We start from the raw sequence: 17,711 nt of genomic DNA, 5'->3' as shown, positions 1-17,711 counted from the left end.
TTTTATTCTATTAGAAACAGTAATGGCTTTATCCATTACCTTATCGTGTATCTTTCTTGTCAGTCACGGGAATTTGTATTTATTAACTGCAGAAAAGCAAAATAATCAGGAAATCTTATTACTTCGCAGACTATATGAAGATGTAAAAACCTACCGAATGTATGAACAAATACCGAACCGAACGTTAAATGGACCAGATAGTCAGACAACCATAACCGCTAAAAAGAAAAAGATCGAAAAAGTGAAGCTCACACAAGGAGACAAAGTGATTGAGATTACCAAAATACCAGAATAAAGCTGCCTTTACACTGATTGAATGTTTGATTTCGCTTGCCATTTTAAGTGCTGTTTTACTTTCAATCAGTCTTTTAATCACGCAAACAACGAAAGTGGAACAATATTTACAACGAAAGGATCAAAAAGAGTGGCTGATTTTTTTAGCTCAGTTTGAAGAAGAAATAAAAAAAGGAAAAAATGTCGTCATTAAAGATAACCGTATTTATTATGAGATGGAAAAGAAAACCTATTTATTTGAGCAATATCATGCTTTGATACGTAAACGAGAAGTATCAGGGGGACACCAACCTGTGTTAACACAAGTCAAGCATTGGGAAGTGAGAGATTCTACTGCAGCTATCACATTTTTAATCGAATTTATAAACGGAGAGAAGTATGAGGGAATTTGGACCAAGCCACTATCATAAAAAGCATAACAAGGGGTTCAGTAGTAATATCTTATTCTCAACCTTACTATTGTTTTTAGTTTGTAGTTCCTTATTGTCGATCATTGTACAAACTTATCGCTCGACAGTAGATTTGAATCAACGCACCAAAAATTATTATGTAGCAAAAATAATCAAACAAATGGTTTTATCTGAAAGTAACGAGTTGAAAGAACAGGGAATGTATCAATATAATTTAGGAAAGGCTCATTACAAAAGAAAAGCGAATCAGCTAACGATCGAAATTCAGATCGAATCTCAGCATTTTCAGTTCATGGAAATGCTTAACAGTGATACAGAAAGTAACACAGAAAGTGAGTGAATCCATGAAAACGCACTCTTTTCTGTGTTACCGCTGTTTACATAACGTTTATGTTTTTTATTTCACAAACAAAAAAGTGTGAAAACGATTGAAATTTTGCTCATAGTTCGTTAAAATTAAACAGGTAAAATAATTGTTATAATATATCTAGAAATGAGGTGCACCATGTTACCAGAAAAAATGGAACAGGGGTTTGAACAAAACCTAAAAGCGATTCAGCTTTTACAAAATGCATTGGGAACTTCCTTTTTAGAAGCCTATGTCGAAAATGCTGAAAACTTAATCGACAACTATCAAGTACGAGTGGTAGATGGAGTACCGTCTGAAGAAATCAAGCAACAGATTTCTGCTTTGTATAAAGAACTCAGTCAACTTTCCTTTGAACCAGAAGAGTGGCGCCGTCTGTCACAACTACTGTTACTAAAGGGGAGTCAGACAGAACATCTTCAAGCGAACCATCAACTTACTCCAGATAGTATTGGTTTTTTATTTGTCTTTTTAATTGAACAGCTATTCACAAATAAAGAAGAGCCAATCAAGATTTTGGACATTGCAGCAGGAATGGGCAACTTGTTATTAACAGTTCTTTTAAACCTATCAAGTGCGGGATACCAAGCGGAAGGGATGGGTGTAGATATTGACGATACGTTATTAGCGGTTGCTGCTTCAACAAGTGATCTGACTCAGGCGAATGTTCAATATTTTCACCAAGATGGCTTACAAGAATTACTGATTGATCCAGTGGATGTAGCTATCAGCGATTTACCGATTGGTTATTATCCGAATGATCAAAAAGCAAAAGAGTTTTTAACAAGCACCACACAAGGGCATAGTTATGCCCATCATCTGCTATTAGAACAGGCAATGAAGTATGTCAAACCAGATGGATTCGGTCTGTTTTTGATGCCAAGTAACTTCTTAGAAACAGAACAAAGTGAAGAAGTCAAAAGATGGTTTAAAGAAGAAGGATATCTTCAAGGAATGATCCAATTACCAGATGAATTATTCCGTAATAAGCAATCACAAAAAAGTATTTTGATCTTGCAGAAAAAAGGAACAAAGGCAAAACAAGCACAAGAAGTATTACTTGTAAAACTTGATTCACTAAAGAAACCAGAGAAGGTGACTGAATTTTTTAAAGAATTTGAAACATGGAAATCGTCTTCTCTTTAATCACGCACTAAGAAGGAGAATTATATGTCTAAAACAATTGCTATCAACGCTGGAAGTTCAAGTTTAAAATGGCAGCTATATCAAATGCCAGAAGAAACCGTAATTGCTAAAGGAATTGTCGAAAGAATCGGTTTAGAAGATTCAATTTTTACGATCAAATATGGTGAAGATCAAAAATTTGAGAAAATCATGGACATCGATGACCATGAAGTAGCAGTAAAAATGTTGTTAGATCAACTGATTGCATTACAAATCTTAAGTTCTTACGATGAAATCACTGGGGTAGGACATCGTGTCGTTCATGGTGGAGAAACTTATGCTGATTCTGTAATCGTGGATGAAGCTGTGATGGATCGCATTGAAGAATTGGCAGAGTTTGCACCATTGCATAACCCTGCTAACTTAATGGGTATCAAAGCATTTAAAAAAATCTTACCTGATATCCAAAGTGTGGCTGTGTTTGACACGTCATTCCACGCAACAATGCCAAAAAGCAGTTATTTGTATAGCTTACCTGTTTCTTACTATGAAGATTTCAAAGTAAGAAAATATGGCTTCCATGGTACAAGTCATCGCTATGTAGCAGAACGTGCGGCTAAGATGTTAGAGAAACCAATCGAAGAGTTGAAATTGATCACTTGTCACTTAGGGAATGGTGTTTCAATTACGGCAGTAGATGGTGGAAAATCAGTTGATACTTCGATGGGATTCACACCACTGGCAGGTGTAACAATGGGAACACGCTCAGGGGACATCGATCCAGCTGTTTTACCTTATCTAATGGAAAAATTAGAGATTGATATTGATGAAATGGTCAACATTTTAAACAAAAAATCAGGTTTGTTAGGTCTAACAGGTTTATCAAGTGACATGCGTGACCTTGAGAAAAACTATGAACAAGAGCATATCCATTTGGCATATGACATCTTTGTAGACCGTATCCGTAAATATATTGGTGGATATGTGACAACGATGAACGGCGTTGACGCAATTGTTTTCACTGCTGGAATTGGTGAAAATGATGGGCACGTCCGTAGTGAAATCATTAAAGGGATGACATGGTTTGGTTGTGAAATTGATCCTGAAATGAATAAAAAACGTGGGGAAGAATTAGATATCTCCACAAAAGATTCAAAAGTCAAAGTACTTGTCATTCCAACTGATGAAGAATTGATGATCGCTCGTGACGTGGAACGTTTACGTAAATAAACTATTTGTTTGCTGGACAGCAATCAACCTTACTTAAGGACCTCAAAGAGAGCCTGGGACAAAACAACTTGTCTCAGGCTCTTCTAGTATCTCTAAAAATGATTAAACGGCGTTCAAGAAGCAACTCCTCAATAATAAGCGATGATTTTCTAAAATATGAGGAGTTATTCTAAAAAATCCTCTTTTATCATATGTAAAAATAAATAAAAGCGGTTGTGACATACTTTTGTCACAACCGCTTGTTTAGTAATTAATCATTCTTTTTCAGGTAATTTATTCTCTAAATCAGTACGTACCACTAGAACATCACAAGTGGCGTTACGAATCACATATTCTGAAACAGAACCAATAAATAGACGTTCAACAGCATTCAATCCTGTTGCACCTAACATGATTAAATCTACATGGTTATCCTCAGGAATTTCTTTAGCGATGATTTGTTTCGGCGAGCCGTATTCAATCACGGTAGTAACATTGTTCAATCCCGCTTTTTTAGCATTTGCTTCATAATCAGCTAGCGTTTGCTTCGCCATTTCAGTTGCTTGCTCTGCCAACATGCCATCAAATGATGAAACGGTTTGGAAAGAACGAGTATCAATCACGTGTGCTAATAAAAGTTCTCCATTATTTCTGATAGCAACGTTTACGGCTTTTTTAAAAGCTAATTCAGCTTCATCAGAGCCATCTACGGCAACCATAATTTTTTTGTACTGTTGTAACATAAGCATTCACTCCTTCAGATAAATCAATCATTTATAATTCTATTGTAAAACAAGTTGAACAAAAAGAGAATTATTTACTGTTTGGTTTGACCATTTTCCGAGCGAAAGTAAAACTGAAGACAGAAGCAACAATAATGACCAAGAGCAGGTAAGCCAAAGCAATAAATCGTTGATTGAAGAAGGCGACAAAAATACCTAACACCCCTAGGAAAGCGTAAATGGCACCATAGAATTGTAAATAGCCACGATTTTTTTCTGTTTCTTCTATTAATACGAAAAAGATGGGTTGTTTTTTTAATAAATAATAGCTAACAAATAATAATAATAATGCGGCAATGCCCATTAAAAGTTGAATCATAGAAATTCCTCCAAAAGTCTAAAGATTGGTCAAATAATGTTTTTCAAGGGATCTACTCGAAAAAAAAGGAGCTGTACCAAGTAATTGGCATAGCCCCTTAATCTTCAAAAAATGGTAATCTCCGTTAATGCCGTTGTTCGTCCTGTAGTATTGATCCCGCGAATTCAAGCAGGTGGGTCCCACGGTCGTAGCCTCGAACTACCAAATGATAAGGCATGTTACCAGCAGTGACACAAGACGGGTCCCAAGATATCAATAAAAATGTTCGGTCAACACACAAAGAGGACAATTCGAACATCACAGATTTCCCACCTCTATAGTAGCATATGGAAATAAAAAGAGCAATGAGAGCGCTCATGGAAAATCAAGTCTATGTCGTTGGCTTATTGCCTCCTGATTTTTTCCATTCTTTGATTCGCTGATATTGTTGCCCAAGGGCTTGTTCATATTTCCCTGTAGTCTTCGGATGATAATAAGACGCTTGTTTTAATTTGTCGGGTAAATATTGTTGGTTCACCCAGGCTTGATCAAAATTGTGAGGGTATTGATAACCAATCCCACGATTCAATGCCTTGGCTCCTTGGTAATGACTGTCTCGTAAATGATCGGGCACTTCGCCAGCGTTGCCTGAGCGGATATCAGCAATCGCTTCATCTAAAGCGGCATAAGCAGAATTTGATTTAGGAGAGAGACAAAGATCAACTACGGCATCTGCTAAAGGAATCCTTGCTTCGGGAAGTCCTAGACGTTCAGCAGCTAAGACAGCATTGACAGTTCTAGCTGCGGCAGCAGGGTTTCCTAGACCAATATCTTCATAACCAATCACCATCAAGCGCCGACAGATACTTGCCAGGTCACCAGCTTCAACCAAACGGGCTAAATAATGAAGTGCTGCATCAACATCGCTTCCTCGGATCGATTTTTGAAAAGCTGAAATCACATCATAATGAGCATCTCCGTCTTTATCATGAGTGAGGGCTTTTCGTTGGATACATTCTTCAACGATCGTTAGCGTCAAGTGAATGATGCCCTGTTCATTTGGCTCGGTCGAACGAGCCGCTAATTCCAAGCCGTTGAGTGTGCTTCGAAGATCGCCGTTCGTTGCCCGTGATAGATGAAGCAAAGCGTTTTCGTCTAATTCAATAGCTAGATTACCAAGCCCACGCTCTTTATCACTTAGAGCTGATCGAACCGCTTGCTGGATATCTAATTCGTTTAAGGGTTTTACTTCAAAAATCTGTGTTCGACTGCGAATAGCAGGATTAATCGTGATATAGGGGTTTTCAGTTGTTGCGCCAATCATGATGATCCGTCCATTTTCCAGATGAGGGAGCAAAAAATCTTGTTTCGTTTTATCAAGACGATGGATTTCATCAAGTAAGAGAATGACAGTGCCACTCATTTTGGCTTCTTCGGCAACTACTTGTAAGTCTTTCTTGGAATCAGTTGCTGCATTGAGCATTCGAAAGGCAAATTTGGTTGAGCCAGCAATCGCACTAGCAATACTGGTTTTACCAGTTCCTGGTGGACCATATAAAATCATGGAAGACAGCATTTTGGCATCAACCATTCGCCGAATAATTTTTCCTTCACCAACTAAATGTTCTTGTCCTACGACTTCATCGATCGTTCGTGGACGCATCCGATAAGCTAAAGGTTGCTGCATAAAACGGCCTCCTTTTTTTATTTTTCGTTCGTTAATTATACCATACATTAAGACAATCCACTTTATGGTAACGCTAATTTAGAAAGCCGTAAACCGTAAAAGTGAAAGGAAACGAGTTTACTCATATTCAAGCTAAGTTTAACAGAGAGGATCCTTATTGAAAGGACTGGGGGACTTTTAAAATAAAGCACCAGTTTCCTCGTTTATTCTGATTTGAGGTAAAATAAAGGGAGTGAAGACATAGATGGCTTGGAGGAGGAGAAAAATGAAAGCGACACGATTATTGAGTGAAACATTGTTACGAGCACAAGAACGGTTTGAAGAAACGTTAGATCAGCTAGATGTAGCAGAAGCAAATACGATGCCGGCACCTTTGATCAAATCAGTAACTTGGCTGATCTGGCATACTGCTCGAGAATTAGACCTTCAAATATCCGATTTGAAAAATAGTGAACCACTGTGGTTTAGTCAAGACTGGTCTGGAAAATTTGCATTAGATCTGCCTGATGATACGCAAGATTGGCAACACACACCTGCGGAAGCAAAAAAAGTCGTCGTAACAGACAAAAAACTACTTACAGATTATTTAGCTAATAGTGTTTCATTGACGATTGAGTACTTGGAACAAGTCGATGAAGGAACACTTGATGAAGTCATTGATTCCAACTGGACACCTCCTGTCACACGTGAAGATCGTCTCGTGTCGATCATTGATGATGCAGTGATGCATTCTGGTCAGGGAATCTATACTCGCCGACTGGTGATAGGTAAATAATGAATGCTAAACCTTGTTCTGGTTTGAACGGTCTATGCAAAATCCTATAAAAGGCTGTGACAGAAGTGTCTAGTTCTGAAAAATAAGCCGGAGAATCCGAAGATAGTTCTTCCTATTTTTGGGATTTTTCGGCTATTCTTATCTGCCTGTCTATTGCTGTAGGTTTTTCTTGGTTTCCATAGCTTATGCTTTCAATATTGTGTATGATAAGGGTGGTGAATAAAATGACAAATAAAGAGCAATTAGATGAACTTTTATTGAATAAAACAACACCCGAAGTTGCCAGAGATCTTTTAGGGATGTATTTAGAATATGTTACGCCAACTGGTACCGTTGGTGGTTACATCGTTGATGCAGAGGCATATCTTGGTCCAGAAGATGAAGCGGCTCATAGTTTTGGGATGCGCAGAACCCCACGAGTGGCAGCGATGTATGAAAAGCCAGGAACGATTTATCTTTACACGATGCACACCCACCGTATTTTAAATATTATTACGCAACCTGAAGGGATTCCACAAGGGGTAATGATCCGTGCGATCGAGCCTGCAACTGGTGTGGCTCAAATGAGCATTAACAGAGGCGGGAAGACTGGTCCTGATATTAGTAACGGTCCCGGAAAATTGGTAGCGGCATTAGGATTACCACAAGAACTTTATGGACAATCGATTTTAGACAGTCCGTTGCATTTTGTTTTTGAAAAAACAAAAATACCTAAGAAAATCATGGCTTTGCCAAGGATCGGTATTCCTAACAAAGGAGAATGGACGGACAAACCATTACGTTTTGTGGTGGCTGGAAATCCATATCTATCATTACAAAGAAAGAACCTAGTGGAGGAAGACTGGGGTTGGAGGAAGAGAAAATGAAAAAAACAAACTTACTAGATTACTTAGACAAAACAATCGAAAAAACGATCACTGATTATGATGTGGCATTAGACTGGGATACGAAAAAACATACGATTGAAATCATTGTCCGACTATTTGCAGAAAATAAAGCGCATTTGGAAATCGATGATGCCCAAGGTGTAGTTTCCGAAGAAGAAATCATTGAATTTGAAGATGGTATTTTATTGTTCAATCCACAAAAATCCCATTTTGATGAAAAAGATTATTTAGCGGTTATTCCTTATGAAGGGAAGAAAGGGATAGCCAAATCGGTCATTGATGCATTGATTGAGTATTTGAACGAAGTATTAGCGCAAGGGCAAAGTGATCTCTTAGATTTTCTTGATGCAGATGATGAAACGGCAGTGTTTGAGTTGAATTGGGACAATCAACAGTTAGCAAAACTAGTCGAAGAAAAACAGCAAAATGAGACGGACGTCTATTTGCCTTATCCAAGTTATTAAGGAGTGAATGTCATGAAATGGAATGAAGTAAAAGTTGAAACCGCCAGTGAAGCAGTGGAAGCTGTGGCTAATATACTAATGGAAGCAGGAGCAAGCGGTGTTGCGATTGAAGATGCTTTAGACGTTGAAAATTTCAAGTCTGATCAATATGGGGAAATCTTGAATAAAGAAGATTTTACTTCATTAACAGAAGGCGCACTGGTGATGGCTTATTTCCCTGAAACGATTTTTTTACCAGAAATTTTGCCTTTTATCAAAGACCGTGTAGCCCAACTCCCAGAATTTGGCTTGGCGATCGGTAAAAATATCATCACCGTTAGTGAAGTGGAAGAAAGCAACTGGGCAACTGCTTGGAAAAAGTATTATCACCCAGTACGGATCACCAGAATGTTAACGATCGTGCCTAGTTGGGAAGCGTATCAAACAAGTGATCCATTAGAAAAGATCATTACATTAGATCCTGGAATGGCATTTGGAACAGGGACACATCCAACTACCTCTTTAACATTGCAAGCATTAGAAACGGTATTGCGTGGCGGAGAAACACTTTTAGATGTAGGAACTGGTTCTGGCGTCTTAAGTATCGCAGCAAAATATTTAGGAGCCAAAGATGTTTATGCCTATGATCTGGATGAAGTGGCTGTTCGTGCAGCGAAAGAAAATATGGATATGAATGAAGTAGCCAAAGATGTTCACGTAGCTGCTAATGATTTATTGAACGGCATCACAATCGAAAGTGATGTTATCGTGGCGAACATCTTAGCAGATATTATTTTGTTGATGATCCCTGATGCTTGGCGCTTATTAAAACAAACGGGGCGCCTGATCGTATCTGGTATCATTGAAGAAAAAAAACAAATGGTCATTGACGCCATGAAAGAACAGGGTTTTGTCGTTGATCAAATTTTCCAACAAAAAGATTGGTATGCAATTATCTTGAAAAAGCCTGAGGTGGAATAAATGCAACGTTACTTTTTAGAAGAGGCGTATCAACCAAATACACGTTTCGAACTTTCGGGAGAGACATTTCATCATATCGTACGGGTCATGCGCATGGCGCCAAAAGATCAAGTCTATTTAGCATTCAACGATCAAGTATCGATTCGTGCGGAGATCACAGAAATCAGTGAAGATACCGTTTATTTGAGCGAGCTTGAAAAAGAAAAAAGCCAAAAGGAATTACCCAATAACATCACGATTGCCAGTGGTTATCCAAAAGGGGATAAACTAGACTGGATCGTTCAAAAAGGAACAGAATTAGGTGCGCATGAATTTATTGGCTTTCCAGCTAAAACATCTATTGTAAAATGGGATGCGAAAAAAAGAAACAAACGTCAAGAACGTTTGAACAAAATTGCTCAAGAAGCAGCTGAACAATCTCATAGACAGATTGCGCCCCAAGTGGAATTATTGGAAAGTCAGCAAGCTCTTTTTGATCGACTATCTGCTTATGATGTGTTGTTGATTGCTTATGAAGAGTCAGCAAAACAAGGAGAACTAGCCAATTTAGCTAAGGTATTCCAAGAACTCACTGATGGTAGTCGGATTTTAGCCATTTTTGGTCCTGAAGGAGGTCTTGCTCCTGAAGAAGTTGAAGCCTTTGTTGCAAAAGGTGGAATCTTATGTGGATTAGGGCCACGGATTTTACGTACGGAGACGGCACCTCTTTATCTTTTAAGTGCGGCAAGTTATCAGTGGGAGCTCACTCACTGATAATAACTGAATAAAATCAGGAAAAATTGAAAAAATTCCGAACAATCTGTATAATAAAAACAATTATTTTATTGTAAACAACGGATGACATCAAATGAATGGTGTGCATGAGTTTGTTTCTAGTTATGTTATAAAAAAGAAGAATGGTTTTTAATATTATTCGGAGCAACAGCTGTTGTTCGTAACCTTTGAAAGGGGGATGTTCCATGCCAAAAGAAGAATTATTGACAGGTCCTGGAGTGATTAAATTGGTTAGCCAATACATGGGACCTGATCATGTAGCATTTGTTCAAAAAGCTTGCGATTATGCAACGGCTGCTCACGATGGCCAGTTTCGTAAATCAGGCGAACCATACATTATCCATCCTATCCAAGTTGCTGGGATCTTAGCTGATTTAAGAATGGACCCCCATACTGTTGCAACTGGTTTTTTGCATGATGTTGTAGAAGACACCGACGTTACTTTGGATGATTTGAAAGAAGAATTTGGTCCAGACGTTGCAATGTTAGTTGACGGTGTAACGAAACTAGGGAAAATCAAATACAAATCACATGAAGAACAATTAGCAGAAAATCATCGAAAGATGTTATTAGCTATGGCGCAAGATTTACGTGTAATTATGGTGAAATTAGCTGATCGACTACATAACATGCGTACGCTAAAACATCTTCGTGAAGATAAACAACGTCGAATCGCCCAAGAAACTTTAGAAATTTATGCACCATTAGCTCATCGCTTGGGGATCAGTCGAATCAAATGGGAATTAGAAGATACCGCACTTCGCTATCTCAATCCTAAACAATATTATCGAATCGTGCATTTGATGCAAACGAAACGAGAAGAACGAGAAAAATATGTCAACGCCACAGTCGAAGATATTCGTCTAGCAACAGAAGAACTAGATATCTATGCAGAAATCTATGGACGTCCTAAACACATTTATTCCATTTATCGGAAAATGAAAGACCAAAAGAAACAATTCAATGAAATCTATGATTTACTTGCAATACGGGTAATCGTTGACTCTATCAAGGATTGTTATGCTGTTTTAGGAGCAATCCATACCAAATGGAAACCAATGCCAGGGCGGTTTAAAGATTATATTGCTATGCCTAAAGCAAATATGTATCAATCCTTGCATACAACAGTCATTGGACCAGCTGGAAATCCGGTAGAGATCCAGATACGAACTCAAGAAATGCACGAAATCGCCGAGTTCGGGGTGGCTGCACATTGGGCATACAAAGAAGGTAAAAATGATAAGGTCGAACCAGATGGTATCACGAAACAATTAAGCTGGTTCCACGAAATCATTGAACTGCAAGATGAAAGTTATGATGCTTCAGAATTTATGGAAGGTGTCAAAGGAGATATCTTTAGTGATAAGGTCTATGTTTTCACTCCTAAAGGGGACGTGACAGAACTGCCAAAAGGTTCTGGACCTTTAGATTTTGCTTATAGTATCCATACTGACATTGGAAATAAAACAACGGGTGCCAAAATCAACGGCAAAATGGTTCAATTAGATTATAAGTTGAAAAATGGAGACATTATTGAGATTTTGACTTCACCTAATTCGTTTGGTCCAAGTCGAGATTGGTTGAAATTAGTTGCTACGAGTAAAGCTCGTAATAAAATCAAACGTTTCTTCAAAGCCCAAGACAGAGAAGAAAATATCATCAAAGGACATGAAGCAATCACAAAATGTATTATCGATCTAGGCTTTGCACCAAAAGAAATTTTAGCAAAAAGTAAGCTGCAAGATGCTTTAGAAAAGCTGAATTATCAAACGGAAGATGATATGTATGCAGCTGTGGGTTATGGTGAAGTCAGTGCATTGACGATGGCGAACCGTTTGACTGAAAAAGAAAGAAAAGAACAAAAGATCGAGCAACAAAAACAAGAAGCTGAAGAAATCATGAACCAACCGAAAAAAGAACCGGAAAAAATGAAGGTTCGCCATGAAGGTGGTGTCGTGATTCAAGGTGTCGATAACTTGTTGATTCGGATCAGTCGTTGCTGTAACCCGATCCCTGGAGATGATATCGTGGGTTATATCACTAAAGGAAGAGGAATCTCAATTCACCGAAGAGACTGTCCGAATGTCCAAGTAGACAAGCCGAATGTGGCCGAACGCCTGATCGAAGTTGAATGGGAAGATACCTCGAATACCAGAAAAGAATATGATGCTGATCTGGAAATTTATGGTTATAATCGTTCCGGCATGTTAAATGATGTCTTACAAACGGTAAATACCATGACTAAAAACTTAAACAGCGTGGAAGCGAGAACCAACAAAGACAAAATGGCAACGATCCATTTAACAGTAGGGATCCAAAATCTTGCTCACCTAAAGAGCATCGTGGATAAAATCAAAGCTGTACCAGATGTGTATAGCGTGCGACGAACCAATGGTTAGGAGGAAAACACGTGAGAGCTGTTGTCCAGCGAGTAAGTAAAGCTTCAGTGACGATCGATCAACAAGAAGTTGGGAAGATCGATCAAGGGCTGGTTATTTTACTAGGTATTCATGAAAAAGATACGCAAGATGATGTTGATTATTTAGTAAAAAAAATTGCACAAATGCGTATTTTTGAAGATGAACAAGGAAAAATGAACCGTAGTGTAGAAGATGTCGAAGGACAAATTTTGAGTGTGTCCCAATTTACGCTGTTTGCAGATACTAAAAAAGGAAATCGTCCAAGTTTCATCTCAGCAGCTCGTCCCGAAACAGCTATTCCACTATACGAGGCTTTTAATGAAGGGATTAGAAATAGAGGGATTACCGTAGCAACCGGCCAATTTGGAGCTGACATGGCAGTATCTTTGATCAATGACGGTCCGGTTACTATCATTATTGATTCTCAAAATAAATAAGAGATGCTAGTATATTCATAATTGATTGAAATAAGATGAGCAGGACTCGTCAATTTCTTTAACCGATCCTCAGAGATTCGCACAAGCGATGAATCTTTGAGTGTTCGGTTTTTTGTGTGCCTACTCGAAAAGTGTCATACAGATGGGGGAACCTATTTTTTAAGGAAAAAAGAGTGATTTTAGAGGAGAAATAGTTCTAAAATCGAGTCCATTTGGTCTTTTTGGTTTTAGAACACTTTTTTTGTCAGCTATCTAAAAAAAAGATAAGCTAATAATAGATGAAGTGTTCTATTGGAGGAGATAAAAGATGAAAGAGGTACCAGTAGTCGATATAAAGATAACCGAGATTAAAAAACGATATGAGCAAGGTTATCACTTGTTAGAGGAATTACGTAAAGAGGCAAATGCGCCAGTAGTGAAAGCAAAAATCTTCAATAAAGAAGCGATTGTGATCTATGGAAAAGAAGCCGCTCAAATTTTTTATGATCCAAGGAATTTCAAACGAAAAGGAGCAATGCCTAAATTAGTATTAAAAACGTTGTTTGGGAAAGATGGTGTTCAAACACTAGACGGTGCCCAACACCATCATCGCAAATCGATTTTTATGGATTTGATGACACCGGAAAGAATGGATACGTACCATCAAATTTTAGAAAAAAATTTGTCTCAAGCGTTAAACGAACAACATGGACAATTTGAATTATTTGATTTAAGTAAACAAGTACTATTTACTTCGATTTGTGAATGGTCAGGAATCAACTTAGCAGAATTGACCGATGAAGAAATCAATCAGTTCGCTGATTACCAAATTTCTATGATCAGTGGGACATTTACGTCGCCAATCGATCATATCAAAGGGGTTGAAAATCGTAAAAAATCTGAACAATGGGCTCAAAGGTTGATTGAGGATGCACGAGCAAACCCTGTTCCAAGTAAAGAAGATGTCGCTTTATATGCTTTTGCCCAAGCAACTGATCTTGATGGTAATTTGTTGCCAATCGAAGTGGCTGCGGTGGAATTGCTCAATATTATTCGACCAACTGTAGCATTGACAGTCTGGGCAGCTTTGATGGGACATGCTTTATTCAGTCGACCAGACTTAAAACAGCAGTTGAAAAATGACTTTACAGAACTTCAAGATCCGTTTATTCAGGAAATGCGCCGTTACTATCCATTTTTCCCAATGTTGCCAGCAATTGCTTTAAAAGATGTGTCAGTTGACGGCTATCTTATTCCTAAAGATAGTTGGGTTATTTTGGATCTATACGGGACGAATCATGATGAGCGTACAATCGATGTGCCAGATTCATTCATAATCAAACGTTATTTAGGGAAAGCAAAAGATCTTTCTTACGAAGAGGAATATGAGATGATTGCTCAAGGTGGAGGAGACTTTCGACAAATGCATCGCTGTGCAGGAGAATGGATCACTTTACACAGTTTACGGGTCTTTTCTGACCAATTAGTCAATCATTATGAATTTTCAGTACCTGAACAAGATTGGACGATCCCTAGTAATCAATTTCCAACTTATCCTAATAGTCGTGTACTCTTATATAAAGAATAGTGCGTAGAAAATAAAAAGTCTGAAATATAAATCTCATTCTGTAGTGCCCCCCAAAAAAAGTTAGACTAAAAAAACTAACTTTTTGGGGGCTTTATTTTTTATTCTAAAGCAAGTAAACGGTGTTCAAGCATCAGCTCCTTGAGATAAGCCTGAATTTTTCAAAACATGAGAAGCTGTTTTAAAAAATTCTTTCTTATTGTCATCGGAGCTTCCCGATGCTCTCACAACCTCTAATTCACGGTGTTCAAGAAGCAACTCCTCAGCAATAAGCGATGATTTTCTAAAATATGAGAAGCTATTTTAAAAAATCCTCTCTTATTCGCTCGGAGCTGATCGCTTCTTTCACAACCTCTTGTTTTAAACGGTGTTCAAGCAACAGCTCCTTGAAATAAGCCTGAATTTTTCAAAACATGAGAAGCTGTTTTAAAAAATCCTTTCTTATTGTCATCGGAGCTTCCCGTTGCTTTCACAACCTCTTACTTCAAAAGTTCTTTTAGTTTAGCTTTTTTTCTTTTTGTTTTAGACTAAAGAAAAAAGGAGGAATTGCGAATGGCAGAAATAAGAATTGGACATTCACAAGTTTACGCTGAACAACTTGGCTTAGGAGCGAATGCGATCGGTGGTCATAATCTTTTTGCTAACTTAAAAGATGAAACTGGGAAAGAAGTTGTACGAACCGCTTTGCAAAACGGCATCAATTTAATTGATACTGCTTATGCTTATGGAAATGGACGTTCAGAAGAACTGATCGGTGAAGTCTTGCAAGAAAATGAATTTGATCGTTCACGGGTGATCATTGCCACTAAAGCTGCCCATGTTCCTGGGCAAAAAGGGGTATTCAATAATTCACCAGAATTTTTGACCCGTTCTGTAGAAGAAGCACTCCGACGTTTACAAACTGATTATATTGATATTTTTTATATCCATTTTCCAGATAAAGAAACGCCAAAAAATGAAGCAGTCGCTGCGTTGCACAAACTAAAAGAAGCAGGGAAGATCCGTGCAATCGGAGTCTCTAATTTTTCAATGACTCAACTGAAAGAAGCAAATCAAGATGGCTATGTTGATGTTGTTGAAGATAAATTTAGTTTGATCCATCGTGAAGCTGAAAAAGAACGTTGGCCTTATCTTGAACAACATAACATTAGTTTTGTCCCTTATTTTCCACTTGCTTCCGGCTTGTTAACGGGAAAATATCATTTAAATAGTCTTAAAAGTATGGCGCCAGATGACCCTCGTAAGAAGAATCCGGATTTTCAAGGAGAGAGGTTTGAAAAAATCATTCAGGCTGTCGAACAACTTGCACCGATTGCGAAAAACAATCAAGCTAGTATTGCTCAACTCGTTTTAGCTTGGTATATGAAAAATCCACGGATTTCTGTCGTGATACCTGGAGCGAAAAAACCGGAACAAGTTAGAGATAATGCTCGTGCATTAGATGTTCATTTATCTTCCACTGATTACCATACCATTGATCAACTCTTTAAAGATTTTTAGAAAAATACAGAGAAGGTCGTGACAGAAGAAGTTAGCTCTGAAAAAATGAGCATGTGCTGGAATGAAGGAGGCTAGTAATTAAAGAGATGTTTCATTCAGCTAGTCGGTTAGCACCTTATTAATTCTCAGTTGATTTACAGATTTTTCTTGACTTTACGCCTTGTTTTTAGTAGGTTATAGGTAATATTGAAAATATCAATGAAAGAGCGAGTAAGTTTCTGAAGCTTTACAAGAGAGGATCATCAAGGCTGAAAATGATCTAAAGTTTTAGGTTCTAAAAGACACTCTGGAGATGGACGAGTGAAAAGCCGTCCCGTGTACGAGCGTTAATCGTTAGAGGAAAGAGCAATCTTTCAAAAATAGGTGGTACCGTGTATGAATTAGTCATTCACCCTTGTTCGTAATGAATAAGGGTGGATTTTTTTTTACATAGAAAAGTAAAGGGGAGAAAAAAATGAGTTTCCAAAGACCAAAAGGAACAAATGATATTTTACCTGGTGAGTCAGAAAAATGGCAGTTCGTGGAAGAAACAGCGCGTTTATTGTTTAGAGATTATCAATACAATGAAATCCGCACGCCTATTTTTGAACACTACGAAGTCATTTCTCGAAGTGTAGGGGATACAACGGATATCGTGTCAAAAGAAATGTATGATTTCTATGACAAAGGGGAACGCCACATCACTTTACGTCCAGAAGGAACAGCACCGATCGTTCGTTCTTTTGTGGAACATAAATTATTTGGACCAGAATATGCAAAACCTTATAAAACATTTTATATGGGACCAATGTTTCGTTATGAACGCCCTCAAAAAGGTCGTTTACGTCAATTCCATCAAATCGGAGTAGAAGCTTTTGGTTCTGACAATCCAGCAACTGACGTGGAAAGCATGGTTATGGCCCTTGATTTCTTCAAACAATTAGGAATCACTCAAATTCGATTAGTGATCAACTCGCTAGGAGATAAAGAAACGCGTCAAGCATATCGTCAAGCATTGATCGACTATCTTTCACCATTTGAAAAAGAGTTGAGTGAAGATTCACAACGTCGTTTGCATGAGAATCCGTTGCGGGTGTTAGATAGTAAAGACAAACGAGATCAAAAGTTTGTTGCTGATGCACCATCGATTTTAGATTTCTTAAGCGAAACAGCGCAAAAACATTTTGATATGGTCGTTGCTATGTTGGATGCACTTAATATACCTTACGAAATCGATAGCACGATGGTTCGAGGGTTGGATTACTATACACATACAATCTTTGAGATTATGAGTGATGCACCAAAGATGGGCGCACAAGCGACGATTTGTGCAGGTGGACGTTACGATAATCTGGTTGAAGAACTAGGCGGACCTCAAACACCCGGTTTTGGTTTTGCGATGGGGATTGAACGCTTGCTGTTAACAATGGAAGCAGAAGAAGTCGTGATTCCGGCATTTAATGAATTAGATGCTTATGTCGTGGCTTTAGGTGAAGAAACGAATATCGAAGCATTGAAACTGGTGCAAACGATCCGCAATTTTGGGTTTTCAGCTGATCGTGATTTTATGGATCGTAAAGCAAAAGCACAATTCAAAACGGCTGATAAAGCGAATGCTAAGTTAGTGTTAGTTATTGGCGGAGATGAGCTGGAAAACCAAACGGTCACAGTCAAATCAATGGCTAATAGAAAAGAAAAAAGCTTTAGTTTAACAGAAGTTTATGAACATTTTGATGAAGTCTATGATGAAATGACTTTATTCGAGTAGGAGGAAAAAGA

At 38.1% G+C, this 17,711-nt stretch carries 17 protein-coding genes, 1 other RNA gene, 1 pseudogene and 1 other annotated feature; of the genes and pseudogenes, 15 read left to right on the top strand and 4 right to left on the bottom strand.

What is annotated here, in order from left to right:
- The first annotated feature begins 22 nt into the window (after positions 1–22).
- From IGJ18_RS11830 to IGJ18_RS11810, 5 genes are all read left to right on the top strand, one after another.
- Entirely contained in the window at positions 23–295 is a 273-nt protein-coding gene (locus IGJ18_RS11830) for a hypothetical protein (RefSeq protein WP_014834442.1), read from the top strand.
- Complete coding sequence (comGF, locus tag IGJ18_RS11825; protein WP_034700735.1) at positions 270–704, top strand: competence type IV pilus minor pilin ComGF; 435 nt, start codon at positions 270–272, stop codon at positions 702–704. Before IGJ18_RS11830 ends, comGF begins: the two co-directional genes overlap by 26 nt.
- Positions 673–1,044 (top strand): competence type IV pilus minor pilin ComGG, encoded by a 372-nt coding sequence (comGG, locus tag IGJ18_RS11820; protein ID WP_034700733.1) that lies wholly within the window; start codon positions 673–675, stop codon positions 1,042–1,044. Before comGF ends, comGG begins: the two co-directional genes overlap by 32 nt.
- Before the next feature lie 165 nt (positions 1,045–1,209).
- Positions 1,210–2,217, top strand: coding sequence for a class I SAM-dependent methyltransferase (locus IGJ18_RS11815; protein ID WP_010720892.1), 1,008 nt, complete (start codon positions 1,210–1,212; stop codon positions 2,215–2,217).
- A gap of 24 nt (positions 2,218–2,241) precedes the next feature.
- Positions 2,242–3,426, top strand: coding sequence for an acetate/propionate family kinase (locus tag IGJ18_RS11810; protein WP_010737077.1), 1,185 nt, complete (start codon positions 2,242–2,244; stop codon positions 3,424–3,426).
- Between the two features lie 254 nt (positions 3,427–3,680).
- On the opposite strand, the gene IGJ18_RS11805 is transcribed toward IGJ18_RS11810, so the two are convergent.
- The 4 genes from IGJ18_RS11805 to IGJ18_RS11790 all read right to left on the bottom strand — a co-directional run bounded on the left by IGJ18_RS11805 (position 3,681) and on the right by IGJ18_RS11790 (position 6,172).
- Positions 3,681–4,148, bottom strand: a complete 468-nt coding sequence (locus IGJ18_RS11805) for a universal stress protein (protein WP_010720888.1) — start codon at positions 4,146–4,148, stop codon at positions 3,681–3,683.
- A 70-nt stretch (positions 4,149–4,218) separates the two neighbouring features.
- Entirely contained in the window at positions 4,219–4,506 is a 288-nt protein-coding gene (locus IGJ18_RS11800) for a hypothetical protein (RefSeq protein ID WP_010720887.1), read from the bottom strand.
- Between the two features lie 114 nt (positions 4,507–4,620).
- Positions 4,621–4,815: non-coding RNA, 6S RNA (gene ssrS / locus IGJ18_RS11795), on the bottom strand.
- 61 nt (positions 4,816–4,876) lie between these two features.
- Positions 4,877–6,172 (bottom strand): replication-associated recombination protein A, encoded by a 1,296-nt coding sequence (locus tag IGJ18_RS11790; RefSeq protein WP_010720886.1) that lies wholly within the window; start codon positions 6,170–6,172, stop codon positions 4,877–4,879.
- Positions 6,173–6,437: 265 nt separating this feature from the next.
- Between IGJ18_RS11790 and IGJ18_RS11785 the strand changes: the two genes are divergently transcribed.
- The 10 genes and pseudogenes from IGJ18_RS11785 (at position 6,438) to hisS (ending at position 17,700) form a co-directional block, all read left to right on the top strand.
- The gene (locus tag IGJ18_RS11785; RefSeq protein WP_010737081.1) at positions 6,438–6,947 is read left to right on the top strand and encodes a DinB family protein; all 510 of its coding nucleotides are present in this window, start codon (positions 6,438–6,440) and stop codon (positions 6,945–6,947) included.
- Positions 6,948–7,171: 224 nt separating this feature from the next.
- Positions 7,172–7,868, top strand: a pseudogene (locus tag IGJ18_RS11780) (DNA-3-methyladenine glycosylase).
- Positions 7,810–8,298: a DUF3013 family protein gene (locus IGJ18_RS11775; protein WP_438843356.1), complete on the top strand. Its 489-nt coding sequence runs from the start codon at positions 7,810–7,812 to the stop codon at positions 8,296–8,298. The pseudogene IGJ18_RS11780 and the gene IGJ18_RS11775 overlap by 59 nt, the downstream one beginning before the upstream one ends.
- A gap of 12 nt (positions 8,299–8,310) precedes the next feature.
- Complete coding sequence (gene prmA, locus IGJ18_RS11770; protein ID WP_010720882.1) at positions 8,311–9,258, top strand: 50S ribosomal protein L11 methyltransferase; 948 nt, start codon at positions 8,311–8,313, stop codon at positions 9,256–9,258.
- The gene (locus tag IGJ18_RS11765) at positions 9,259–10,011 is read left to right on the top strand and encodes a 16S rRNA (uracil(1498)-N(3))-methyltransferase (RefSeq protein WP_438843355.1); all 753 of its coding nucleotides are present in this window, start codon (positions 9,259–9,261) and stop codon (positions 10,009–10,011) included. It abuts the gene before it with no gap.
- 206 nt (positions 10,012–10,217) lie between these two features.
- Positions 10,218–12,431, top strand: coding sequence for a RelA/SpoT family protein (locus IGJ18_RS11760; RefSeq protein WP_010720880.1), 2,214 nt, complete (start codon positions 10,218–10,220; stop codon positions 12,429–12,431).
- Between the two features lie 11 nt (positions 12,432–12,442).
- Positions 12,443–12,889: a D-aminoacyl-tRNA deacylase gene (dtd, locus tag IGJ18_RS11755; RefSeq protein ID WP_034699948.1), complete on the top strand. Its 447-nt coding sequence runs from the start codon at positions 12,443–12,445 to the stop codon at positions 12,887–12,889.
- A 307-nt stretch (positions 12,890–13,196) separates the two neighbouring features.
- Positions 13,197–14,456 (top strand): cytochrome P450, encoded by a 1,260-nt coding sequence (locus IGJ18_RS11750; RefSeq protein WP_438843354.1) that lies wholly within the window; start codon positions 13,197–13,199, stop codon positions 14,454–14,456.
- Between the two features lie 549 nt (positions 14,457–15,005).
- The gene (locus IGJ18_RS11745) at positions 15,006–15,953 is read left to right on the top strand and encodes an aldo/keto reductase (protein WP_053766272.1); all 948 of its coding nucleotides are present in this window, start codon (positions 15,006–15,008) and stop codon (positions 15,951–15,953) included.
- Positions 15,954–16,142: 189 nt separating this feature from the next.
- Positions 16,143–16,352 (top strand) — a binding site (T-box leader).
- A gap of 55 nt (positions 16,353–16,407) precedes the next feature.
- Positions 16,408–17,700 (top strand): histidine--tRNA ligase, encoded by a 1,293-nt coding sequence (gene hisS / locus IGJ18_RS11740; protein WP_010720876.1) that lies wholly within the window; start codon positions 16,408–16,410, stop codon positions 17,698–17,700.
- Positions 17,701–17,711 lie beyond the last annotated feature (11 nt).

Source organism: Enterococcus sp. AZ078 (genome assembly GCF_051714985.1).
Lineage (GTDB): Bacteria > Bacillota > Bacilli > Lactobacillales > Enterococcaceae > Enterococcus_B > Enterococcus_B hirae.
The sequence above is the reverse complement of the archived record's forward strand: the minus strand, read 5'-3'. Positions and strand labels throughout refer to the sequence as shown.